27 protein-coding genes are annotated in these 23,471 nt (G+C 53.6%); 18 read left to right on the top strand and 9 right to left on the bottom strand.

The features are described 5' to 3' along the window. The first annotated feature begins 99 nt into the window (after positions 1 to 99). The 4 genes from H7848_RS00375 (at position 100) to H7848_RS00360 (ending at position 4,649) form a co-directional block, all read left to right on the top strand. A complete protein-coding gene (locus tag H7848_RS00375) occupies positions 100 to 1,932 on the top strand; it encodes an ABC transporter ATP-binding protein (protein WP_208347116.1) in 1,833 nt (610 codons plus the stop codon). Continuing rightward, positions 1,929 to 3,146: a class I SAM-dependent RNA methyltransferase gene (locus H7848_RS00370; RefSeq protein WP_208347115.1), complete on the top strand. Its 1,218-nt coding sequence runs from the start codon at positions 1,929 to 1,931 to the stop codon at positions 3,144 to 3,146. Before H7848_RS00375 ends, H7848_RS00370 begins: the two co-directional genes overlap by 4 nt. A gap of 114 nt (positions 3,147 to 3,260) precedes the next feature. Beyond that, the gene (locus tag H7848_RS00365) at positions 3,261 to 4,079 is read left to right on the top strand and encodes an ion transporter (protein WP_208347114.1); all 819 of its coding nucleotides are present in this window, start codon (positions 3,261 to 3,263) and stop codon (positions 4,077 to 4,079) included. 75 nt (positions 4,080 to 4,154) lie between these two features. Next, positions 4,155 to 4,649: a L,D-transpeptidase family protein gene (locus tag H7848_RS00360; RefSeq protein WP_208347113.1), complete on the top strand. Its 495-nt coding sequence runs from the start codon at positions 4,155 to 4,157 to the stop codon at positions 4,647 to 4,649. Here the strand turns inward: H7848_RS00360 and dalA are convergent. Then, the gene (gene dalA, locus H7848_RS00355; RefSeq protein ID WP_208347112.1) at positions 4,646 to 5,167 is read right to left on the bottom strand and encodes a divisome-associated lipoprotein DalA; all 522 of its coding nucleotides are present in this window, start codon (positions 5,165 to 5,167) and stop codon (positions 4,646 to 4,648) included. The genes H7848_RS00360 and dalA overlap by 4 nt on opposite strands. Positions 5,168 to 5,333: 166 nt before the next feature. Between dalA and H7848_RS00350 the strand changes: the two genes are divergently transcribed. Then, entirely contained in the window at positions 5,334 to 5,927 is a 594-nt protein-coding gene (locus H7848_RS00350) for a L,D-transpeptidase (protein WP_208347111.1), read from the top strand. 26 nt (positions 5,928 to 5,953) lie between these two features. Here the strand turns inward: H7848_RS00350 and hemH are convergent, their stop codons facing one another. After that, positions 5,954 to 7,045 (bottom strand): ferrochelatase, encoded by a 1,092-nt coding sequence (gene hemH, locus H7848_RS00345; protein ID WP_208347110.1) that lies wholly within the window; start codon positions 7,043 to 7,045, stop codon positions 5,954 to 5,956. Between the two features lie 69 nt (positions 7,046 to 7,114). Further along, positions 7,115 to 7,951: a methyltransferase domain-containing protein gene (locus H7848_RS00340; protein WP_208347109.1), complete on the bottom strand. Its 837-nt coding sequence runs from the start codon at positions 7,949 to 7,951 to the stop codon at positions 7,115 to 7,117. Positions 7,952 to 7,980: 29 nt separating this feature from the next. Between H7848_RS00340 and H7848_RS00335 the strand changes: the two genes are divergently transcribed. From H7848_RS00335 to H7848_RS00320, 4 genes are read left to right on the top strand one after another with little or no spacing between them, the layout of a single operon-like run. Further along, positions 7,981 to 8,694 (top strand): ComF family protein, encoded by a 714-nt coding sequence (locus tag H7848_RS00335; RefSeq protein ID WP_208347108.1) that lies wholly within the window; start codon positions 7,981 to 7,983, stop codon positions 8,692 to 8,694. Between the two features lie 31 nt (positions 8,695 to 8,725). Further along, on the top strand, positions 8,726 to 8,983 hold the full coding sequence (grxC, locus tag H7848_RS00330) for a glutaredoxin 3 (RefSeq protein ID WP_208347107.1): 258 nt from the start codon (positions 8,726 to 8,728) through the stop codon (positions 8,981 to 8,983). Between the two features lie 3 nt (positions 8,984 to 8,986). Next, positions 8,987 to 9,802, top strand: coding sequence for a carbon-nitrogen hydrolase family protein (locus H7848_RS00325; RefSeq protein ID WP_208347106.1), 816 nt, complete (start codon positions 8,987 to 8,989; stop codon positions 9,800 to 9,802). Further along, positions 9,802 to 10,245, top strand: a complete 444-nt coding sequence (locus tag H7848_RS00320) for a MarR family winged helix-turn-helix transcriptional regulator (protein WP_208347105.1) — start codon at positions 9,802 to 9,804, stop codon at positions 10,243 to 10,245. The genes H7848_RS00325 and H7848_RS00320 overlap by 1 nt, the downstream gene beginning before the upstream one ends. On the opposite strand, the gene ubiG is transcribed toward H7848_RS00320, so the two are convergent. Further along, on the bottom strand, positions 10,242 to 10,988 hold the full coding sequence (gene ubiG, locus H7848_RS00315; RefSeq protein WP_208347104.1) for a bifunctional 2-polyprenyl-6-hydroxyphenol methylase/3-demethylubiquinol 3-O-methyltransferase UbiG: 747 nt from the start codon (positions 10,986 to 10,988) through the stop codon (positions 10,242 to 10,244). The genes H7848_RS00320 and ubiG overlap by 4 nt on opposite strands. Positions 10,989 to 11,051: 63 nt before the next feature. On the opposite strand from ubiG, the gene pip reads away from it, so the two are divergent. Then, entirely contained in the window at positions 11,052 to 12,041 is a 990-nt protein-coding gene (pip, locus tag H7848_RS00310; protein ID WP_208347102.1) for a prolyl aminopeptidase, read from the top strand. 4 nt (positions 12,042 to 12,045) lie between these two features. Here pip and H7848_RS00305 read toward each other — a convergent pair whose 3' ends face one another. The 4 genes from H7848_RS00305 to H7848_RS00290 are packed head-to-tail and all read right to left on the bottom strand — an operon-like array spanning position 12,046 to position 16,847. Next, a complete protein-coding gene (locus H7848_RS00305) occupies positions 12,046 to 14,154 on the bottom strand; it encodes a GumC family protein (protein WP_208347100.1) in 2,109 nt (702 codons plus the stop codon). Between the two features lie 3 nt (positions 14,155 to 14,157). Beyond that, positions 14,158 to 14,940 carry a metallophosphoesterase gene (locus H7848_RS00300; protein ID WP_208347098.1) on the bottom strand — a complete coding sequence of 261 codons (783 nt, stop codon included), beginning with the start codon at positions 14,938 to 14,940 and terminating at the stop codon, positions 14,158 to 14,160. Further along, the gene (locus H7848_RS00295; RefSeq protein ID WP_208347096.1) at positions 14,941 to 16,224 is read right to left on the bottom strand and encodes an O-antigen ligase family protein; all 1,284 of its coding nucleotides are present in this window, start codon (positions 16,222 to 16,224) and stop codon (positions 14,941 to 14,943) included. Continuing rightward, the gene (locus tag H7848_RS00290) at positions 16,221 to 16,847 is read right to left on the bottom strand and encodes a hypothetical protein (RefSeq protein WP_208347094.1); all 627 of its coding nucleotides are present in this window, start codon (positions 16,845 to 16,847) and stop codon (positions 16,221 to 16,223) included. Before H7848_RS00290 ends, H7848_RS00295 begins: the two co-directional genes overlap by 4 nt. A gap of 121 nt (positions 16,848 to 16,968) precedes the next feature. On the opposite strand from H7848_RS00290, the gene H7848_RS00285 reads away from it, so the two are divergent. The 3 genes from H7848_RS00285 (at position 16,969) to H7848_RS00275 (ending at position 19,535) form a co-directional block, all read left to right on the top strand. Beyond that, entirely contained in the window at positions 16,969 to 17,376 is a 408-nt protein-coding gene (locus tag H7848_RS00285; RefSeq protein WP_208347092.1) for a hypothetical protein, read from the top strand. An 81-nt stretch (positions 17,377 to 17,457) separates the two neighbouring features. After that, the gene (locus tag H7848_RS00280; RefSeq protein WP_208347090.1) at positions 17,458 to 18,774 is read left to right on the top strand and encodes a hypothetical protein; all 1,317 of its coding nucleotides are present in this window, start codon (positions 17,458 to 17,460) and stop codon (positions 18,772 to 18,774) included. After that, a complete protein-coding gene (locus H7848_RS00275; protein WP_336512040.1) occupies positions 18,771 to 19,535 on the top strand; it encodes a COG3904 family protein in 765 nt (254 codons plus the stop codon). The genes H7848_RS00280 and H7848_RS00275 overlap by 4 nt, the downstream gene beginning before the upstream one ends. Here H7848_RS00275 and H7848_RS00270 read toward each other — a convergent pair. Further along, positions 19,532 to 20,149: a hypothetical protein gene (locus H7848_RS00270; RefSeq protein ID WP_208347089.1), complete on the bottom strand. Its 618-nt coding sequence runs from the start codon at positions 20,147 to 20,149 to the stop codon at positions 19,532 to 19,534. The two genes, H7848_RS00275 and H7848_RS00270, sit on opposite strands and share 4 nt — an antisense overlap. A gap of 212 nt (positions 20,150 to 20,361) precedes the next feature. Here H7848_RS00270 and rpsF point away from each other — a divergent pair, with 212 nt between their 5' ends. The 5 genes from rpsF to H7848_RS00245 all read left to right on the top strand — a co-directional run bounded on the left by rpsF (position 20,362) and on the right by H7848_RS00245 (position 23,385). After that, a complete protein-coding gene (gene rpsF / locus H7848_RS00265; protein ID WP_208347088.1) occupies positions 20,362 to 20,718 on the top strand; it encodes a 30S ribosomal protein S6 in 357 nt (118 codons plus the stop codon). Positions 20,719 to 20,732: 14 nt separating this feature from the next. Next, positions 20,733 to 20,960, top strand: a complete 228-nt coding sequence (gene rpsR, locus H7848_RS00260; protein WP_005608650.1) for a 30S ribosomal protein S18 — start codon at positions 20,733 to 20,735, stop codon at positions 20,958 to 20,960. 10 nt (positions 20,961 to 20,970) lie between these two features. Further along, positions 20,971 to 21,609: a 50S ribosomal protein L9 gene (gene rplI / locus H7848_RS00255; RefSeq protein WP_208347087.1), complete on the top strand. Its 639-nt coding sequence runs from the start codon at positions 20,971 to 20,973 to the stop codon at positions 21,607 to 21,609. Between the two features lie 139 nt (positions 21,610 to 21,748). Beyond that, positions 21,749 to 22,573, top strand: coding sequence for a trypsin-like serine peptidase (locus H7848_RS00250; protein WP_208347086.1), 825 nt, complete (start codon positions 21,749 to 21,751; stop codon positions 22,571 to 22,573). After that, complete coding sequence (locus H7848_RS00245; protein WP_208347085.1) at positions 22,570 to 23,385, top strand: trypsin-like serine peptidase; 816 nt, start codon at positions 22,570 to 22,572, stop codon at positions 23,383 to 23,385. The genes H7848_RS00250 and H7848_RS00245 overlap by 4 nt, the downstream gene beginning before the upstream one ends. Positions 23,386 to 23,471: the final 86 nt, after the last annotated feature.

The raw sequence follows: 23,471 nt of genomic DNA, 5'->3' as shown, positions 1-23,471 counted from the left end.
ATAAGCCAAAGCCGAACAACTTGAATTACAACGTGCCGCCCCGTGCTTGTCCGGGGTTGCCAGCCTTATCGGCCCACCAGCGCCGGAAACGAGACAGCCATGTTTATCGAAAAGCTGATTGATCCCTTCAAACGGGCCGATGGTCCGCCGCCCCAAAAACTGATGTCGTTCATTCGCTGGGGGCTGGCGGGATCATGGCGCGTTATCATCGGCGCCGCCATTATATCTGCGATCGTCGGCACGTTCGAAGTTGTCAGCGCGCTGATCCTGGGACGCGTCATTGATTTGGCCATCAACAGCGGCCCGGCGACTTTTTTCAGCGAAAACTGGTTTTTCGTAGTGGTATTTGTGCTGTTCTTTTTGGCGATACGGCCCATTTTCATCGGATTTTCGGCGGCTATCAATTCGATTTCGATCGGGCCCAACCTTTATCCTTTGGTCCTGTCGCGCCTGCATCGTTGGACAATGGGCCAATCCGTCACATTTTTCGACAATGATTTCGCGGGTCGGATTGCACAGAAACAAACCCAAACGGCTCGGGCGATCAGCGATGTCGTGATCGAAGCTGTTACAGTTCTGGCCTTTTCGTTCGCTTCAATCATCGGGGCGATTATCCTGCTAAGCGGCATCGACTGGCGGATTTCGTTGGTGCTTGGCCTGTGGCTGGCGGCCTATATTCTGATGCTGCGGTGGTTTCTGCCACGCATCCGCAAACGATCGTCTGCCCGTGCAAATTCCCGAACCATGGTGTCGGGTCAGGTCATCGATACGATCACAAATATCAAAACCGTAAAACTGTTTGCCCATGCTGATCACGAAGATCGGGCCGCATTGAATGCCATGCAGGATTTTCAGCGCAAGGCCTTGGATTTTGGTTATCTTTCCGCGGGCTTTCGTCTGGCGTTGATGACTTTGGCGGGCCTTTTGCCGGTGCTTCTGATCGGTGGCACGATCCTGTTGTGGACGAATGGCACAGCGACACCGGGCGATATCACAGCCTCGGGCGCTATTGCCATTCGTATTGCACAAATGACCGGCTGGGTCAGTTTTTCATTCCTGGGGATGTACGCGAACATTGGCGAGATTGAGGACGGCATCCGCACATTATCCCCGCCGTATTCGTTAAAGGACGCTGATAACTCTACCGAACTAAAGATGACGGAAAGCAGTATCGCATTTGATGATGTGACCTTTACCTATGGTCGTGAAGCGGGGGGTATCCGTGACATCAACCTGTCGATCAAACCGGGTGAAAAACTGGGTATTGTCGGGGCGTCAGGTGCGGGGAAATCAACATTGGTTGCGCTGCTGCTGCGTCTTTACGACACTGAACGGGGTGCTATCCACATCAGTGACTACGATATTCGCGACGTCACTCAGGAAAGTTTGCGTCGTCATATCGGGATGGTCACTCAGGAAACGGCAATGTTCAACCGTTCTGCCCTGGACAATATCCGCTATGGCAAGCCTGACGCGACCGAGGAAGAGGTCTTTACAGCCGCCCGTAAAGCCGAGGCGCATGAGTTCATAAAAGGTTTGCAGGATCATCGCGGCCGCAAAGGGTATGACGCCTATCTTGGCGAACGTGGCGTGAAACTGTCTGGTGGTCAGCGGCAGCGTATTGCCTTGGCACGGGCGATTTTGAAAGATGCGCCCATTTTGGTTTTGGACGAAGCGACAAGTGCCCTGGATAGTGAGGTCGAAGCGTCGATCCAGACGGCCCTGACCTATGTCATGCAGGGTAAAACCGTCTTAGCCATTGCTCACCGTTTATCAACCATTGCACAGATGGATCGGATCATTGTGATGGAAGATGGCGAAATCGTCGAACAGGGCGCGCATGAAGACTTATTACGCAAGGATGGCATCTATGCCCGATACTGGCGACGTCAGTCTGGCGGGTTTATTGCGGTTGATGAGGCGGCTGAATGACCTGGACGATCCAGCGTCTGGGGCATCAGGGTGACGGCATAGCAGATGGTCCGGTTTTTGCCGCGCGAACTTTGCCCGGCGAACAGATTGACGGCACTCTGAACGATGATCGCATAGACGATATTAAGATCATCAAACCATCTTCTGATCGGGTCAAACCACTTTGTTCCCACTACAAAATCTGTGGGGGCTGTTCGTTGCAGCACGCCTCGGATGCATTTGTCGCGACCTGGAAGAAGAACATCGTTACAACCGCTTTGCAGGCACATGGCATTCACACCGATGTCGCGACGATCCATAGTTCGCCCCCAAATTCACGTAGGCGGGCCAAACTTGCCGGACGACGCACAAAAAGCGGGGCCATCGTAGGATTTCATGGCAAATCAACCAATATCATCACGTCGGTCACGGATTGTCGGGTGCTGTCAAACCGGATTTTGGCGACATTCCCTGATCTTGAGGCAATGACGATGATGGCAGCGTCGCGTAAGGCACCTGTGTCTTTGATTGTGACCGAGAATTTGAACGCCATCGACCTTGCGATCGACGATGCGAAACCGATAACCGATGCGTTGCGCGCTCAACTTGGTGCGACTGCCAGTCAGAGACCATTCAATAGACTGACCTGGAACGGCGAGATTTTATACCAGCTTTCGCAGCCATTTCAATCCTTTGGTCGTGCACAGGTCACGCCGCCACCCGGTGCGTTTCTACAAGCGACGCCGGATGGCCAGACCACCCTGATCAACCATGTTATGCGCGCGGTTCAAGATGCCCGAAAGGTGATTGATCTGTTTGCGGGATGCGGAACATTTGCCTTGCCATTGGCCAGCTTTACGTCCGTTCACGCGGTCGAGGCCGATGCCGAGATGTTGCTGGCATTGCATCAAGGCTGGCGTACAGCGGACGGTCTTCGGAAAGTTACGACCGAGGACCGTGATTTGTTTCGTCGGCCAGTTCTACCTGACGAACTGGCCCCATATGATGCCGCTGTCATTGATCCCCCGCGCGCGGGGGCGGAAGCACAGGTCACTGAACTGATCAAAAGCAAAATTGGCAAGATTTGCTATGTTTCCTGTAATCCTGTGACCTTTGCCAGAGATGCGGCCATGTTGGTGGCGGGCGGCTACAATCTTGGTGATCTGCATGTCGTGGATCAGTTCAGATGGTCAACGCATATTGAGCTTGTCGCTGTTTTTTCAAACAGATCCTGATGGAATGCTGTGTATTAAAGCCGCAGTGAGGTGCGTTTTTAAATTTTCCTGCCCTGTAGTCTTGCTGCATTGCCGCGAAACCACGATATCTGCGCCGGTATATCGGGGATAATGATGACCTTAAGAGAAAAACTAGCCGTTTGGCTGGAAAAACCCATTGTACGCAACACAGTCATTGGTGTCATTCTGTTCAATGCCGTGATTTTGGGGATGGAAACATCAAAACCCATCATGGACCGTTTTGGTACGCTTATCCTGACGCTGGATCGCATCTGTCTGGCCGTGTTTGTTGTCGAAATCGCGCTGAAACTGGTTGCACACAGCTGGCGGTTTTTCAAATCGGGATGGAATCTGTTTGATTTCGTGATTGTCGGAATTGCCCTGGTGCCCGGTGCGCAGACCTTCAGCGTCTTGCGGGCGTTGCGTATTCTGCGGGTTCTGCGCGTGATATCGGCCACCCCCAGGCTGCGGCGTGTGGTCGAAGGCTTTATCAGCGCACTTCCTGGGATGGGTTCGGTCTTTTTGCTGATGGGCATTATCTTTTATATCGGGGCCGTCATGGCCACCAAGCTTTTTGGCAATGGATGCCTTGATTTGGGTATCGCAACCTGTACGCCGCAGCACCATGCACAACTGCTAGAGTGGTTCGGCAGCCTAGGAAAATCGGCCTATTCGCTTTTTCAGATCATGACTCTTGAAAGCTGGTCGATGGGCATTGTGCGTCCCGTGATGGAAGTCTTTCCATATGCCTGGGCATTCTTCGTCCCCTTCATCATGGTGACGACGTTCGCAGTTGTGAACCTGTTGGTCGGTCTGATCGTCAACTCGATGCAGGATGCGCATTCTCAGGAAGAAAATGAACGAACAGATGCCTATCGCGATCAGGTTCTGGCGCGTCTGGACGCCATAGAAAAAAGGCTTTCAGACAAGTGACTGGCAAAAATCCGCTTTGTGAAAACACTGAATTATCGTAAGGGGCTGTTAATAAATATCGGGCACATAAACCTTATGCGGGCTTTGAAGTATTTTCTTGTTGTTATCGGACTTGTTGTGCTTGCGGCATGTGCCAGCAAATTTAGAACCTATAACGGTCCTGAGGTGACCCAGATCTATGTGCTAAAGTCTGAACGCAAAATGTATCTGATGCACCACGGCGATGTTCTGAAAAGCTATGATATCGACCTGGGGTTCGCACCAGCGGGTGACAAGGTTATCGAAGGCGACGGTCGAACGCCCGAAGGTGACTACATCATTGACCGGCGCAATCCGAACAGTGATTTTCACCTGTCTTTAGGTATTTCCTATCCCAACGAACAAGACATTGCCGAAGCTGAAGCTCTGGGTCAGGATCCCGGGGGCGATATATTTATCCACGGACGCGGTCCGATTTACAAGCGACCCGGCCGTGACTGGACCTGGGGATGTATCGCTGTGACGGATCGCGAAATGGAAGATATCTATGCGATGGTGCGAGACGGCACGCCTATCAGGATCATGCCTTAAGGATTGCTGCGGCCCATGACCAGCGTCCACCAGATTTTTCCGCCGCGGTCCTGATGCCAGGAAAAGCCCATTTCATCAGCCTCGCTGTCCAGAATAACACGGCGAGTATCGGGTTTTTCCATCCAGGCGGCCAGTGTTTCCAGCTCAGTCTCATAGGTTTCCGATATATTTTCGCCGGTTAACGTACCGCGGTATCCGACACGTTGGACACGATCCAACGGTGATGATCCATCCGACCCAAAGTGCCACGGCCGGTTTTGTACTGACATATCACGTGAATGCGTTGCGGCAGCGGCGTTCAGTTTCGCATTCAGTTCAACCGCGGGCGCGCCCGCAGCACTTCGCAGTGCGTTCACCGAATCCAGCATGCGGAACTGAATTTGTGCACGATCCAAAGGAGATATGCGATAAATCTGCGGTAAAGGTTTACCGTCCGAGCCAACCGCAGGGGGTGTAACTGTGCTACAGCCAGAAATCGCTAGACTGAGTGCAAGAAAAACAGGAAAAAGTCTTTTCATTTTTTATAACCCGCGTATTGACTGCCCCGATTTATCGCAACTGCGTTGCTGTTCAACCCCACATCTGCGGAACTTGTGTATCTAACAAGCGTTTGATTTGCGACTGCGGCATTCTAACCATATCTTATGCTATGCTTGATAGCGAATCTGCAAACCGGGGCCATAAATGAACAAAACAAGAAAAAATTCTTTCAGTCGCCGTACGTTTCTGGCAGCAACAGCGGCCTGCGTTGCGGCACCTGCGATTGCGCAAAACCAGAATTCGACTCAATTTGAAAGCGATATTTCCAGTACAATTCGCCGTAATATATCAAGCTTCCGCTCTTTGGATTGGCGTCCTTACTTCTCGGATCTGAAAAACGGTGCTGTGCTGGTTGATATCACGTCCCGTGCTCTTCATTTCTGGTCCGAAGATGAAAGCGTCTATAAACTGTACCCAACAAGTGTGCCTGTCAGCGAAGAACTGACGCGCCGTGGTCGCACGTCTATTGTCCGTAAGGTCGAGGGCCCAAGCTGGCGCCCGACACCATCAATGAAAAAGCGCAACCCGGAATGGCCGGATTTTGTACCACCTGGCCCAGACAATCCTATGGGAACACACGCGCTGTATTTATCCTGGACATTTTACCGGATTCACGGAACGCATGATACGCGAAAGATCGGTCGCCGTTCATCAAACGGCTGTGTGGGCCTTTATAATGAACATATATCAGAACTTTACACGCTGTCCAAAGTTGGGACACAGGTGCTTCTGATCTGAGGAAAGCGGCCAAAACGGCCGCTTTTTCAGTCTATCCAGCCTTTCAGATTGTCATCAATGACACTGCAAAGTGCTTTGATATGCGCATCATCGTCGTTCAGGCACGGAATATAGGTGAAATGTTCACCCCCGGCCTCTTCAAAGCTTTCCTTGATCTCTTCGTTGATCTCTTCCAGCGTTTCGATGCAATCGGCCGAGAACGCGGGCGCAATAACAGCAATGCGTTTCTTGCCGGTTTCTGCCAGACGCGCGACTTCTTCAACTGTATAGGGTTTCAGCCACTCTTCCGGGCCAAAGCGTGACTGAAATGTTGTTGTAATTTGGGTATCTTCCCAGCCCAGACGTTCTTTCAATAGCCGTGTCGTTTTCTGACATTGGCAGTGATAGGGATCACCTTCCATCAGGTATCGTTGCGGCACACCGTGGTAGGAACAGACTAGAATATCCGGCTTTTCGTCCATATCCGCATAGCTGCGTTCGACAGATTCTGCCAAGGCTTCAATATAAAGCGGATGTTCGTAATAGGCCGGCACCGTTCGCGTTGTCGGTTGCCATTTTTCATCCATCAATGACCTGAAAAACTGGTCGTTGGCCGTGGCTGAGGTCGCCCCAGCGTAGTGCGGATAAAGCGGGAAAAACAGGATCTTGCGGCAGCCTGCGTCGATCATCGCACGCACTTTTGATTTGGTCGACGGATTGCCATAGCGCATGCAGAAATCGACCATGACGTCATTGCCATATTGCTGCGCCATCCTGGCCTTGACCTTCACGGTCTGGGCCTTGGTGATTGTCATCAGCGGGCTTTCACCGGCCTCTTCATTCCAGATCGACTTATAGGCCGCACCGCTGGAAAATGGCCGTTTCGTCAGAATAATCAGCTGAAGCAGCGGCTGCCAGATCCATGGGCTATAATCGATCACGCGACGATCTGACAGGAATTCATTCAGATAGCGGCGCATGGACCAATAGTCGTAATTATCCGGCGTTCCCAGATTGGCCAGCAGAACACCAATCTTTTCACCACGAATTTTGGGATGATCATCAGGCGCATGTACCGGGCACTTTGCCTGGTTCATATCGTCATCAGCGATCGTCACACCTGATTTTGCATCCAACATCATAATTCCTGTATCTGTAACGCGTTGTCCCTTGCAAAGCCAGATATACGCTTTTGGGCGAAGGTCAAATTAACCTGGGCGCACCTTTTCGCCGGCGGGGCTTTCGCGGGTGCCCAAAGCGTCAGCCAAACGACTGGTGGCCGATCCGGGGCGAAGGGGTTGCGGCTGGCTGGCATCGGGCGCCCAGCCTGTCAGACATATCAGTTCAAAAGTGACCTTCAATCGCCCATCGCTGTCGCTGAACTGATCGCGATAGAGTCGGTCAGCCTCGGTAAAAAGGGCGCGACGGGTCATGGTTTTGGGGCGTGCGGACAGCGCGTTTGCCTCACCCATGCCACGTAAATCCGCCATCAGCCCGTGCAAATCAGGATAGCTGGTGTTTATCTGAACGCTGTCGGCCACGGGCAGCGCAAGACCTGCGCGTTGCAATAGTGATCCGACAGACCGAATTTCGGGCATCGGCGCGATGCGGGGGGATAAGCCGCCGGTGACCTGAACCTCGGCCGCTGTGAAAACCGTTCGAAGCTCGTTCAACGTCCGACCGCCCGGAAATATCGCCAACAGCAACCCATCCGGCTTCAAGGCACGGCGACATTGGATCAACTGACCGACGGGGTCATTGGCCCAATGAAGGGACATGGCGTGGATGATCAGATCATGGGTGGCTTCGGTCAGATCAAGCACCTCGGAATCCGGGACGATCTGATGATTTGGAAAGGCCTCAGCCCAGATATTCGAAAAAGGTGCGACAAGGGCCGCGTTTTTAAAGTCTCTATTAACCTCGTTGAGTCTTTCCTTAAGTTCGAAAGCTGCCTCTTCATGCAGGAAAAGCGCCGTGGGGTTCAGGCGTTGGGTCCGGTTGCGCCGCAAGGCGACGGTATCTGTCAGGGCAGGTGGCTGGGTCATGGTGCATAACTTAGAAAGGCTGCCGCCAGATGCAAACCGCTTTGAAACTGATTTATCCGTCACAGTGTCTGACCTGTGATGAAATGACAGAAAGTGACTTTGCATTATGCGGAAAGTGCTGGGGCGACACGGCGTTCATTGGCGGTGCGACCTGCGACAAATGCGGCGTGCCTTTGCCAGGTGAGGCCGAGGAAGACATTTTATGTGACGACTGCATCAAAACTGCCCGGCCATGGAGCCACGGTCGTGCGGCCATGCTGTACAAGGGCAACGGTCGCAAGATGGTGTTGCAGTTGAAACATGCAGATCGCACCGATCTGGCCCGCCCGGCTGGTGAATGGATGGCGCGGGTTGCGTGGGATCTGGTACAACCCGATATGTTGGTCACACCGGTCCCCCTGCATTGGCAACGCCTTTTGATGCGGCGATATAACCAGTCTGCCTTGCTGGCCCACCGTGCCGCGCGCCATTTGTCGCTGGAATACTGTCCCGATCTTTTGATCCGACGCAAACGTACCCGCCCTTTGGAGGGCGTTTCGGTTGAAGAACGGTTCGATATTCTGTCAGACGCCATCCACATCCACAGCAAACGCGTCAATCGGGTGCAGGATCGTCCGGTGCTTTTGGTTGATGATGTCATGACGTCAGGTGCCACTTTGGCTGCCGCGACCGAGGCCTGCTATGCAGCCGGTGCATCGGACGTTTCCGTTCTGGTACTGGCGCGGGTGGCAAAAGACACCTAAATCAAGGATAACACGGAAAACGGAGTCTTTGATGAAATCGGTTGAAATGTATACATCGCCACTTTGCGGTTTCTGTCATGCGGCGAAACGGCTTTTGGATGAAAAGGGCGTCAGCTTTGCCGAGTATGATGTTCTGGCCGATCCTCCGCGCAAGGCTGAAATGATGCAGCGCGCCCATGGTCGGCATACGGTGCCGCAAATCTTTGTCGGTGAAACGCATGTTGGCGGCTGCGATGATCTTTATGCCCTTGAACGGGCGGGCAAGCTGGATGCGCTTTTGGCGGCATAGGTGGTGAAGGTTGCTCTTCTTCAGTTGAATTCGGGGGACGATCCCGCGGAAAATCTGCCTGTGACGCAACAACTTATAGAGCGCGCGCACGGTTCGGGCGCCGAATTTATTCTGACGCCGGAAGTGACGAACTGTGTATCGACCAGCCGTGCCCGTCAAACGGATGTCTTGTCGTCTGAACAGCATGATCTGACGCTAAGTGCCTTGCGCGAGGATGCAGCACGACTGGGCATATGGCTTCTGATTGGATCACTGGCGTTGAAGACCGACGACCCTGATGGTCGGTTCGCGAACCGATCTTTTCTGATTTCGCCAACGGGTGATATCGCCACACGGTACGATAAGATACATATGTTTGATGTTCAGCTATCAAAGGATGAAAGTTATCAGGAATCCAAAGGATACCGCCCCGGTCAGTCGGCCACTTTGGCAGTTACACCTTTTGGGCGGGTTGGCATGACGATCTGCTATGACATCCGCTTCCCGCATCTTTATCGAACCCTGGCGCAAGCAGGCGCGCAGATTATCACTGTGCCTTCTGCTTTTTCGCCTGTGACCGGTGCCGCGCACTGGGAAACGCTGCTGCGGGCGCGGGCGATTGAAACGGGGTGTTTTGTTCTGGCACCGGCGCAGATCGGCCAGCACAAGGGTCGCAAAACATATGGGCACAGCATGGCAATTTCGCCTTGGGGCGATGTTTTGGCGGATGCCGGCACGGAAACCGGGGTTACCTTGATTGATCTGGACATGGAAGACGTGGCAAAAGCGCGGAAGCGTATTCCATCTTTAACCCATGACCGATCGTTTGAAGGGCCCTGATGACAGACCAGAATGACGCGCTGGCCGCGTCTTTATTCAGTGAAATCCTGACCGCCGACCAGCTGGCCCGCAACCGGGTGTCAAAGGTTTTGCCAAAAGGAATGGAGCTTTCGCATTTTTCGGTGCTCAATCATCTGGCGCATACCGGGTCCGAAAAAACGCCTGCTCAGCTGGCGGGCATATTTCATGTCACACGCGGCGCCATGACGAACACCCTTAGCAAGCTAGAGCTGTCTGGTTTTGTTCACATCCGGCCCGACTGGGATGATGCGCGGCGCAAAATGGTGGCTATCAGTCCTGCTGGCCGGTCGGCACGCGACGCGGCTTTACAGGCAATCACACCCCTGATCGCCGAAGTTGTAAAAGATATCGGGCCTGATCGGGTCCGCGCGGCCATACCGTTGTTGCGCGAACTCAGGATCAAACTGGGCGAACAGGGTTAAAGCGGTTTTACACTGGCGGTCACGTAATTCACGCTGGTGTCCCGTTCGGATATCTTCCAGCTCCAGGTGATGGGGTTGAACACAAAACCCTTGCGATCAACGGGGTCAAGGCCCGCTTTCTTCAGCAATTCGAACAGTTCGTCCGGCGTGATGAATTTTTGCCATTCATGCGTGCCCTTGGGCAACCATCGCATGACATATTCCGCCCCAACGATAGCAGCCGCAAAGCTTTTGGGATTACGGTTGATGGTCGAGCAAATGTGCAGACCGCCTGGTTTCAAAAGGCGCTGGCAGGCCGTCAGATAGGCCAATGGATCGGCCACATGCTCGACAACCTCCATGTTCAAAACGACATCGAATTTTTCAGCCTCTTCGACCAGCGCCTCTGCGGTTGTGTGCCGATAATCAATGTCCAGACCTGATTGTTCGGCGTGAACACGGGCAACAGGAATGTTGCGTTCGGCCGCATCTGCGCCGACAACAGATGCACCCAAACGCGCCATCGGTTCCGACAAAAGCCCGCCGCCGCAACCGATATCCAGCAACCTAAGCCCCTCAAACGGCTTATCGGCATCCAGATCACGTTTGAAATCCACCGAAATCTGTTTGGTGATATAGTCCAACCGACAGGGGTTCAGCATATGAAGCGGTTTGAATTTTCCATTGGGATCCCACCATTCGGCAGCCATGGCTTCGAACTTGGCAATTTCGGACTGATCAACAGTGCTTTCAGCAGCTTGCATTCTTTCTGTTCCTTTCGCTCAGTTCCTGTGGCGGAAAACGTTTAGGCCTTATATAGGTCAGTTATGGACAAAAACGCAGACCATAAACGCGCAAGCCAGTATCTTTATCCACTGATTGATCCGTTTGATCAACGGATGTTGGCAGTCGACGGCGGGCACCGGCTGTATGTGGAACAATGCGGTAATCCCGATGGGGTTCCGGTTGTCGTGCTGCACGGCGGTCCAGGTGGGGGCTGCAGCCCCGCCATGCGGCGCTATTTTGATCCTTCGCATTATCGGATCATCCTGTTTGATCAGCGCGGCTGCGGGCGGTCCAGACCCCACGCCAGCATCGAAAACAACACAACCTGGGATCTGATAAACGATATTGAACAGATCCGACAGGTTCTGAATATTGAACGATGGATCGTTTTCGGGGGCAGTTGGGGTGCAACGCTGTCGCTACTTTACGCGCAGTCGCATCCCGACCGGGCCGCTTATCTGGCGTTGCGCGGTGTCTTTTTGATGACCCGTAATGAACTTGAGTGGTTTTATGGCGGTGGTGCCGGGAACTTTTATCCTGATCTATGGGACCGTTTCCTGCAGCCAATTCCCAAAGACGAACGCGATGATCTGATACTGGCCTATAACCGCCGCCTTTTTTCAGGCGATATGATGCTGGAAACGCGGTGCGCGCGTGCCTGGGCCGCTTGGGAAAATGCACTGGCGTCCATCAACAACGACGGATTTCGCGGTGAAAGCCCCGCGGATTATGCGCGGGCCTTTGCGCGATTGGAAAACCACTATTTTATCAACGGTGGTTTTCTGGAATGCGATAATCAGATCATCCGGCAGATTGATAGAATACGGGATGTTCCGGGCTGTATCGTTCAAGGCCGACTGGACATGATCTGCCCGCCGATTTCAGCGTGGAATCTGGCGCAGGCCTGGCCGACAAGTGAACTGCGTGTGATCCCGCGCGCTGGTCATGCGCTGTCTGAACCCGGCATCAGTGCCGAACTGGTCAGAACGATGGACCGCTTGCGCGATAACCGGCAGCTTTTAGACCTTTAATCAGTTAAGCGGCCTGATCCACGTAGTATCCGTACGTCCGGTGCATGTCGCGTTTCGCGTCCTCGACGTTCAGAACGCTGATCACGGGCACATCGGGTTCGATCACTTGCATCAGTTCGTTCATCGCCATCCGCACGTCGGATTGCGGCGTGCTGGCATGACGCACCGACATAACGATCGCATCTGCGTGCCGGGCGATATAGCGGGTATCGACAACCGATAGCAGTGGCGCACTGTCCAGAATGATGACGTCCGTTACCTTTTTGGCATCATGGATCAGCTTTTCAAAAACACCCGAGCTTAGCAGTTGATCGGTTGGCACATCGCTTTGACCACACCCCATAATCACGGCGGCGGGGCTGCGCGCATCACGTTGATAGAACTCGGGATAATCGCCGCCATTCGATTTGGGATCTTGCAGATATTGCATGAAACCACTGTCGGGTGTGCGCCCAAGCTGCTGATGCAGGCTGGGTTTACGCAGATCGCAGTCGATCAGCAGAGTATCCTGCCCCGCCAGTGCACAGGTCCGCGCCAGCGCCAAGGCTGTCGACGTCTTGCCCTCGGACGGAATCGCAGAGGTCACCAAGATCACTTTGGCGCCTTTTTTATTATGCAAGCTGATGTCTAGTTCCGCACGCAGGCGGCGCATCGCTTCGGCATAGGCTGATAGCGGCGCATCGATGATCTGATCGCCAGGCACTGATTTGCCAGTCAGTGCGGGCAGGCGGATAACCTGGCTGGATCGGGTCACGTTTTTCAGCTGCGCGGCCGATCCAACCCCACCGACGTGGTATTCGTTCAAAAGCGCCAGCGCCAATCCAATACCCAGCGCCGCAACAATGGCAAAAGCAAGCGTCAGTCGAGTGTTCGGACTGATGGGTTTGGTGGGCGGCAGCGCCTCGGAAACAACCTGACTGTCGGCGATCTGCAAAGCCGCCTGCGCCTCAAGATCACGCAACCGGGATAGCAGGTTTTGATATTGACGCCGTGCGATGCTGGCTTCCTGCTGCAGAGTGAAAACCTGCGCAATTGTATCAGACGACATTTGTCCCTGCAGAAGGGTCTGCCGGATTTGCCCCTGAAGTTGATCGACGGATTGATCAAAACTGGCGATTTCTGTTTTTAGGGTCTCAATCCCGTTCAGCGCGCGGTATTGCAGCGATTGTTCAAGCCGCAGGATTTCAGCACTAAGATCCGCCGTTGTCATATCTGACGGATCACGTCCGGCCAGCCGATCTTGCAGCTGTTGCCGCTGCAATGCCAGTGACCGGATGGCTTCATCCCCCAGAGTTTCAGAAAGGGTCGACCAATCCTGCACGCTAAGGGCGGCCTGGGCCGACGCCGCTTGAACCTCGGACGCCAGTCTGCTCTGGCTGACGGTATTCAACTGCTGGCGCAGCAGGCTGATTTCATCAGTTCCGTTTTCCGCTTCAAGCCGATCAATGTTCTGGGAAATGAACAGATCCAGAGCGTCTTCGGACCGCGCCAGCCTGTCGCGGGCATTGTCACTTTGTGCCTGAAGCGCATCCCGTGCGGTCAGTGATGCGGCGATTTTGGTCTGAAGTTGCTGATTTATATAATTCTGTGAAACGGCATTGGCTAAATGCGCGGCACGCTCTGGGTCTTTGGCATCGACCGAAACCGAAATCAGATAGGTCAGCCCTCGTCGTTTGATCGTGATGGCGTTCTGAAAGCGCGCCAAAACACCCTGCACAAGATCATCGGGGTTTTCATTGACTTCGGGTTCAATACCCACCGAACGCAGCAGTTTTTCGCGGGTCGACAGTTGTGGGCCGAACTCAGGATCGTTGACCAGATTGGTTTGTCTTATGGTCGCAAGCGCGGTTGCCGAAGATCGCAGAATTTCAACTTCGCTGTCAACCCTTGCGTTTTCGGTCGACCCAGAAACACTTTGCTGACGGCCTGGATCCAGAATGTCGCGTTTTTGCGGGTCGACCAGAACCAAAGCCGTCGCGCGATAAACCGGTGTCGAGGCTAACAAATACGCCAACGCGCAGCACAAGCCGATAAACACAACCAGCCCGATCAGCCGTATCTGCCGTCTGAGAATACCAAAGATATCCTTGAGGCTTAGTTCAGTATCCAACATGGATCACTCCTTGATCGTGCGCGGCTGCTTGCGCGCCGTTTCCATGAAAAGTGTTGTGGTGTCGGGACCCAGCCTGACGGCGCTTAGCACGTCGCTGGCATAGGCATTCGTATCCAGCGCAATGCGGCTGCCGAAATGTTTGGCCTGTTCAACTGTGCGATGCCCATGCACCACCACCGCGTCGGGATGCGATGGCTGACTGCGCCCCCAAAGCAGAACGTCTTCGGGTTGATCCTCTAGCCCATAGCGCTTGTCCGCCCCCGCATGTGACAGAAAATAGTCGCCCGCGTGAAGCGAGATTGGCATGCTTTTCAGAAAATCGATGTGATGCGCCGGAATCTGCGTACTGACCGCTTCTTTCAGTTGCGCATCGGTCATACCGGTCGTTGGCTTGATGCCATAGGACATCAACGTCTGCCACCCCCCGAAGCTAAGCCAGTCCGATGCCATGGATGGCGACTTCAGGAAATCCAACATCATCCGTTCGTGGTTGCCCAAAAGGCAGACCTTGCGAACGTTATCAGCGCTGCCAGCTGCAAACAGTTCAATTAACTGTGCAGTGCTTGGCCCGCGATCGACGATATCACCCAGGGCTACAATCAACCCGACGCCACCGGATTTGCGCAGATCAGCAAGGATCCAGCGTTCCAGGGCGCGGTACAGATCCAAACGCCCATGGATGTCGCCGATGGCATAGATCGGTTGTGTGATAGTCGGAATGACCATCCTGCATCGCGGTTCCGCCGTTTCAAATTTCAGAAACTGTTTGAATGCTGTCAGTGCCATTTATGCTTTCCGTTTCGGGGTGTCAGACAATCCGACTGCAAGCAAAGCCAGCAATAGGAACACGTTCGCTGGCATCTCAAGTGCAAAGTCGACTGTGGCATGGACTGCGCACATCAAAAGCGCCGCCAATGCAGCCTTGGCCAAGGGGTTTTGTCTATTTCGGACCAAACCGACAGCTAAAGCTATGCCAAGACATACAGGAAGTGAGCCAATGATGACGCCGAACTCAAACCAATGGGTCAGATAGGTCGAATGGCCGTATTCCCAGACCAGTTCCGATGTCAGGGGTGGGCGATGAAACTGCTCAAAAGCCAGACGGAAACTGTCCAGACCGTATCCCGTCAGGGGGCGTTCGACCGTGGCTTGAATGATCTGACTGTAAAGCTGGATGCGATCAACCCCATCTGCCTGCCAGAACATGCCACGTGTTATGACGCCAGCCCCAAACACCATCAGTGTCAGTACTGCAATCACAGCGCCCATCAGTGCGGTTGGTTCGAAAAAACTTCTCGATTTCTGAGTTGAGTTAGCAATGTAAAAAACAAAACCCAGAAGGGCCACGGCAACACCAGTGCGGGATTGGGTGGTGATCAAGGTGATCAGAACAAGGCCCAGCGCAAACCAGATCGCGATGACCTCAAGCCCTGTCAGGGATAGCATGCGGCTGTCGGAGCGATAGCGCGTCACAATGGCCAAACCTGCCATCAGACTGATGCCAAGAAACATGGCCAAGGCGTTACGATTGATGAATGTTCCTGTGGCGGCACCCTTATAGGCGATTTTTTCGCCCCAAAGTGCTGCATCACTCAGCAAAACCAATGCGATAATCGCCAATAGGGCTTGTAGCAAACCGGCCAGAAAAACAGTCCAAATGATCATGTCGCGCGGTTTTTGGTGATTGCAGACCTGATAGATCATCGCAAAAAACAGGGTGTAGGTGATCAGGCGGATCATGCCCAGCTGGCTGGCCTCGCTTACTATGCTTGAAAACTGGCTATGTACCGCAGCTGATATCAAAAACAGAATGGTCAGGATCGACAGGATTGTGTGGTCCTTCACAATACGAAAAGGCGCACTGTGTTTGGTCGACAAAATGAAATGAAGCAGCGTGATGAACCCAACCAGTACACTGCAGGACAGCCAAAAAATGGGCCTGTTGCTGGCCAGTGGAAGCGGGACCAGCAGGATCAAACCGATCAGAGACCAGATCTGAATGGATGCCAGCCGGTCAGTCGGTTGTCGTTGCAGGATGTTTTGATCGGGGTGCGGAACGGTGTGATTCATCCCGCATGCGCCTTGATCTGATCCAGAAAGCGCTTTTGCGATTGCGGTGATATCTGGCGAAGTACCGCAAGAATAACCGCTCTGATATTCGGGTCAGCGGCATAGCGTGCCGCTAAGATACTGGGGCCGCGGGCGGTCAGCAAAAGCCCTTCAAGCTCCTCTTTCGTCAGGTGACCGGCTTCGAACTGTAGCTGGATGCGCCTTTCGATCAGCCACGCTTGATAGGGGGCATGCGTCTGGGATGATTGCAACGCAGCCCGCGCTGCATTGATGTTATTTCTGTCGGCTTCAGCGCTGGCGACGATCAGATGTGCAAAGGAAAACTGGGGCGTCTGTCGCAATATATTATTGGCGGTAATCAGGCAGTGCTGCCCGATCTGGGCCCGCCAGGCGGTGCTTTGAAGCTGCCCGAATGGCCCGTTCAATGCGGTATCACAGGTCTGCAGGATCTGATAGCGGCCACGGACAGACGGTGGAACAGGTGGAACCGATGAAAGAAGCGCTGAAAAATCGGTCTGTTTATTTGCATTCGAAAACTGAACGGTTGACAACTCGGCCCAAAGCTGGACAGCAGCTGTGGTCGTGAAAAACAGTGTCAGTGATATAAGAAGTGCGCGTTTCATGACTCGGGTAAATCGTTAAAGCTTTAACCTTTTGCCTTCCGAACCGTTAATAAACGATAAACCAAAGTTTCTTTATGGTAACAGCATCGCACAGACTGCGACGTCAAAAGGGATGTTTGGAATGCAACGTGTCATTGCTGTTGTTGTCGTTTGGTTTTGCCTGACTGCAACCGTTTTGCATGCGCAGGCTTTGCAGTTTGATGCAGCTGCCGTTCAGACCGCTTGTAGTCAAGATGCGGCTGTCTGCCGTGCCGCAACAAACACAGCGTTGCAGCAGATCCTGGCCGAAAACGTTGACGATGCGTTGCGCAATACTCAGATCGGGGCTTTGGCTGCGGCGATTGCGCAAGGTTTGCGAACGGCACAAAATGCCGATCCTGCGGCTATTGGCCAGATATTGAAAGATGTCGCGTCGGCCTCGACCGATCCACGCCAGACACAAGCGATTACGCAATTGGCGGAACGCATCATCGCTGGCCAGGGTCTGCCAGTCGATCTTTTGCAACCTGTCGCCAGCAGCCCAGCCTGATCAGGTTTTAACAACGGCATTTACACTGCGGTGGTTTCACCCGCATAAAGTCCAAGGATCAATGATCAAAGGACTGTGCCAGTGTCGGAAAAGTATCATGACCATGTCAGATCGCAGGGTTTGCGCTACGCCAAAGAACTGGAAGGCCATCTAAGTTGGCTTGATACCTTTACCGGTGCCGCCTTGGGTGTTCTGGCTGTTGCATCCGGCATCTATACCTATCTGGGTGTGTCGTCGCTGTTGGACGACAACGGGGCATTGTCCTTTTTTGCCGCGATGGCCTATTCGATTGCCGTTTCGGTTGGCATATTTGTTTTCTGGTCCTTCCTGATACGCCTTCTGCCTGCCGTTCGCACCGCCAGGGCGCGGGTGGGGCTGTTTTTGTCGATGTTGCTCGGATGTGGCGCGATTATTGCGATGTCGTCTTGGTTGAACGCTGCGGCTTTGGCTGGCGCTGCGGCTGTCGAACAGCATCTGGCCAGAACTGTGCAGGACTATCAGCAATCACTTGAACAGGCGAATGCGATTGCCATCGCGGCGCAGGGTTTAGAGCGTGACGTTGCCCGTGCACGCCAAAGCTTTGAGGATTTGTCGGAACTGGAAGCAACCGGAAATCTATCCGGTTTGGCTGGTCGCGGTGCGGTTTTTCGCGTTCTTCGCCAGAAATCTCAGGAACTGCAGACACTTGAAAACCAGATCGCCAGTCAGGGACCGCTGATTGATACATCTTTCGCCGAGGGTAACCTGATCCTAAGCCGTATGCGCGCGCTAACAGTTGAACCCGGCCCGGTTGAGGCGCGATCCGTTGAATTTTCCGAAGAGGCCGTGCGTTTGGCGGGTGTCATCACACAGATCAGGCAGCTATCGGTCGCACCGCTGGTTGAACGCGCGGCGCAGGACTTGTCGGCTTCGGTCGTGCTGCCGCAGTTGGATGGTGCAACAGATGCGAACCGATCTGATCAGGCCGCAACGATCACATCTGTACTTGAGGTATTGTCACAGCGGGCTGATACACTGCGCGTCGCAGCACAAGAGGTCATGGCCATGCCTACACCGGTTGAACCTGTTTATACCCCAATCTCAACAGCCGATGCGGTTATCAAATACGCCGCAAACTTTGTACCAAGCTGGGCGGGGGCAATTGCAATCGACCTGCTTCCAGCGGTTTTGGTCTTTATCCTGACTATTACGCAAGCGGCTATTCGGGCCGGGCGGGGCGATGTCAGCCTGGAAGATTCGATGACTTTGGCTGAATTACGTGTGGCGCGCGCGGCGCTGATGGATATCGACGGCGAAACACTGGACATCGAAGATAGAGAACGTCGGATCGATCCGGAGGATGCGGTTGGTCCAAAACCCGCCGCGATTGAAACGCTGCCGTCAGGGTCGAAAAGGTGAGCAACGCTGACGCCAAGGCCGTCAAGAAACCAAAGTCATCAACCTTGATGGCCATCAAGTTTATGCTGTTTGTTCAGCTTGGAATTGCTGCTTTTCTGGTCCTTGGGGATCTGATGCGATCATCGATTTCGCTTAGTTTTCCGTCGCGCGCGCCGACGCTTGAACGCCCCATTGCACCTGGCGATCAGACCCGGCGATATCAACCGTCACGGGCACCGGTTACGCCCTACACCGGACCGGATGTCGGGCCGATGGCCGCTAGATTGCAGTTCGAACGTAATGGCGACCTGTTACGTCTGACCGGCCAAATCGCGCCGGGCGATGCGCAACGATTTGAAACCTACCTGCAGGAACAACTGAACGCGCCAACGATAATTTCGCTGCATAGTCCGGGTGGGTCTGTGTCGGATGCTCTGCAAATTGGACGCGTGATCCGTGACCGCGGTTTCGAAACAAGTGTCGATGCTGAACACATCTGTCTGTCGGCTTGTCCTTATGTATTTGCGGGCGGTACCGACCGGCGCACAGCGCAGACCGGTTATATCGGGGTACACCAGCACTACTTTGGCGAAAATACCATGTTGCCTGCCTTTATCGCGGTCGAAGACATTCAGCGCGGTCAGGGTGAAGTCATGACGTATCTGGATGAAATGGGCATCAGCCTGAAACTGATGCAACCCGCGCTGCTGACCCCACCGGACGAGATTTACATACTGACCGCAGATGAATTGCGGGAATATCAGCTTGTGACGGAAAGCTAAGCTGCGTCCGAGATATCTTTGCTTTGTCCGAAAAGTCTGGTTCTGATGCTGGTTTTCTGGAAAGATGGTTTCGGCGTTTCCGGTACCGCCAGATCAGCCAGAATGCGATCCTTTAGATTTTCCAGAATGTGCTGTGATCCCGACACCAACGGAACAAAATGCATGCCGTTCTTGTAGCTTAGTAAAAGTGTCTCTGCTTTGCTGTTTTGCTGAATTTGCCGAATTATAACGTCGTTTAGATCACGAAAATCATAGCAGCTCAGCTCTGTCGGGGCGCCCGATTTGTTTGGCACAACCTCACGGATTTCACCCTTTTTCGTATCCACCTGAAATTCTGATTGCCTGCCGCGAACCGAATATGACAGCAGCAACATGCCCAATGTTGCCAGCAGGACGGATGTGCCGAACTTTATATAAACAACATAAGGTCCGGTTGTTGTGCTGGGCGCAAACCAAAGTGCAACGCTTGCCAAAATACATGCTGTGGCGAATGCCCAGGAAGCCACCTGCAATGCGATTGCAACCCATGCTTCTTTAAAATTAGCGCGAATCGTATAACCCCAAGGTGCCTCTTCGACTGTAAAACCTGTGGTGTCGCCGTCTGTTTTCGCCATCGTCCTGCTCCCTCGGCAGCCATATGATCAATATTCTATCGCGCTTTAACCTACCGTCAAATACGACAACAGTAGGGCGCTCTTGCGAAATTTCGCGGACTATGCGATAGCGCGGCTTCTTCCACAGGATGTGAATCGCGTGACCTCTCGTGGGTGGGCGTGGAAGACGAAAGCCCCCCTTTGAAGTGCGCCTAGATAGAACTGGAGATCGCATGCCGCTATATGAGCATGTTTTTATTTCGCGTCAGGACTTGTCCAACACGCAAGCCGAGGGTCTGATTGAACACTTTGGCACTGTCCTGTCCGACAACGGCGGGAAGCTTATTGAAAGCGAATACTGGGGCGTCAAGACGATGGCCTACAAGATCAACAAGAACCGCAAGGGCCATTATGCATTTCTGAAAACAGATGCCCCTGCGCCTGCTGTGCAGGAAATGGAACGCCTGATGCGCCTGCATGAAGATGTGATGCGCGTTCTGACGATCAAAGTACATGAACACGTCGAAGGTCCATCTGTTCAGATGCAAAAACGTGACGACCGCGACCGCGGTGAACGCAGACCCCGCTAAGAAGGAGCTAAATCATGGCTGCAAAACCATTTTTCCGCCGTCGCAAAGTTTGCCCCTTCTCGGGTGAAAATGCGCCAAAGATCGATTATAAAGATACACGTCTGCTGCAACGCTACATCTCGGAACGTGGTAAAATCGTTCCAAGCCGTATCACTGCGGTGTCTGCCAAAAAACAGCGTGAGCTGGCCCGTGCTATCAAACGCGCGCGCTTCCTGGCCCTGTTGCCATACGCTGTGAAGTAAGGAGAAAGACATGCAAGTCATCCTTTTGGAACGCGTGGCCAAACTGGGCCAGATGGGCGATGTCGTTGACGTCAAACCGGGCTATGCCCGTAACTTTCTGCTGCCACAGGGCAAGGCGCTGACGGCGTCGGATGCCAATGTGAAGCAGTTCGAAGAGCAGAAAGCCCAACTGGAAGCACGCAATCTTGAGACTAAGAAAGAAGCTGATGCATTGGCTGAACGTCTGGACGGTCAGCAGTTCATTGTGATTCGTTCCGCCTCTGACTCAGGCGCGCTTTACGGTTCGGTCACGACCCGCGATGCATCAGATGCCGTGACAGAAGCCGGGTTTTCGATTGATCGCAAACAGGTGTCGCTGGTGGCGCCGATCAAAGAACTGGGCCTGCACGAACTGTCCGTCAGCCTGCACCCTGAAGTCGACGCCAAGATCATGCTGAATGTTGCGCGTTCCCAGGAAGAGGCCGAACTTCAGGCGTCTGGTAAATCCATCCAAGAGCTTGCCGCAGAAGAAGAAGCAGCGGCCGAATTTGAAATTTCCGAGCTGTTTGATGACATCGGCGGCGCGGCACTGGATGAATTGGCTGATGACGCCCCGGCGTCTGTCGAAGCGCAGGAAGCTGAAACTGAAGCAGAAACAAAAGCGGAATAAAGTCGCATCAAAAGCACATCGAAAGCCGCACAGATCATTTTGTGCGGCTTTTTTATTGCGTCCGTCAAAGGGTTGAATGATCCTGACGGAAGATTCCCCTTGGTTCTGATCCCAGACCAACCCAACCTGCGGAGCTATCATGCGTCTTGTGCTTTTGCTGAAAGCCATTCTTCTGCTTGGAGTGTTTCCAGCCGCTGCAAAAGACAGCCAGTTGACACCGCTGCGCACTGCCGATGACAGTCGTGGGTGGGAAGCCGTTGGTCAGCTTGACATCGGCGGGCGTGGCTTTTGTACCGGCGCGCTGATTGCGCCGGATCTTGTTTTGACAGCGGCGCATTGCCTGTTTGACCAGGTGACGGGTGAACGCCTGGATCACAGAAACATCCAGTTTTTGGCGGGTTGGCGGAACGGTCGCGCGCAGTCCTACCGGGAAGTCAGACGGGCGGTGATCCATCCCTCGTACACCTATGATGTTGGCGTCGGCGGCGGGCGTATCCAGAACGATCTGGCTATTCTTGAGCTGATCCGCCCCATCCGCGACACACGCATTCAGCCGTTCCAGACGGATGTCCGGCCCCGCAAGGGATCGAAGGTGGGCGTTGTATCTTATGCCCATGACCGGTCCGAAGCGCCGTCGATCCAAGAAGTCTGCTATGTTCTGGCCCGGCGTTCGGGTACATTGGTTCTGTCATGCGAGGTCGATTTTGGATCATCGGGCGCCCCCATCTTTGTGATTGATGATGAACAGCCGAAAATCGTTTCAGTCGTTTCAGCGATGGCCGAAATTGATGGCCGCAGTGTGTCCATCGGCACCGATCTGCACGGGCCGCTTAAGGCATTGCTGGCAGAACTGTCCGCAGGTGAAGGATATTGGCCTGAAGATGTTCAGAACATTCGTCGCCTGAGCAATGGAGCCAATAACAACAACCGTCGCAACATTGGTGCTAATTTCCAAAAACCATGATCCGTTTCTTTTTGTGCCTTTTGATTGCGGTCAGCCCATCCGTCGTCTTCTCTGATGATACCGGGCTGAAACGCCTGACACAGCGCGATGATCTTTTTGGCTGGGAAGCCGTGGGGCGTGTCGACATCAGTGGAAAAGGCACCTGTACCGGCGCGTTGATTGCCAAGAATCTGGTACTGACTGCTGCACATTGTTTGGTCGACGATAAGGCCGTCAACCCAAGCCGCATTACATTTCGTGCCGGCTATCGTGACGGAGAGTCACTGGCAGAACGGCAGATTTCACGTCTGGTTCTGCACCCGGCCTATGATCTGTCATTGATACAACCGCGTCGTGATCCACTTTACGATGTTGCTTTGCTGGAACTGGATCAGCCCATATCAATCGGCTTGGCGGATCCCTATCTGGTCGAATATCCATCACGCAATGCCAAGACGATCAGCGTTGTATCCTATGCCCGGGACAGAAATGAAGCGCTAAGCTGGCAACGCAGGTGCAGCGTTTTGGGGCGTCGCGATGGGCTGATCGCATTTAACTGCGATGTATATTATGGATCGTCTGGTGCGCCTGTTTTTGAATTGAAAAACGAACGTTTGCGGGTTGTGTCGATCGTATCAAGGGGCACTCGGGATGAGCGCGGTGTTATTGCTATAGGTATGGAGCTGCCTGAGGTCGTCGAGGACCTAAAACGTGCTTTTCGCACCGGACAAGGGGTTGTCACAACAGACCGGTTGGCTCAGCCTGTATCACGGACGCCAAACCGTGGACTGCCGCAATCAAACGGATCGGGCGCAAAGTTTCTTAAGCCTTAGTATGTAGTGGCATGATATTGCCAGCCGATTGCGTGCTGTGGATTTGAAATACCTAAATCCAAGCACTGTAATCCTAATTACCACAA

This window comes from Pseudaestuariivita rosea, assembly GCF_017592335.1.
Lineage (GTDB): Bacteria > Pseudomonadota > Alphaproteobacteria > Rhodobacterales > Rhodobacteraceae > Parasulfitobacter > Parasulfitobacter rosea.
This window is presented reverse-complemented; position numbering and strand designations above follow the sequence as displayed.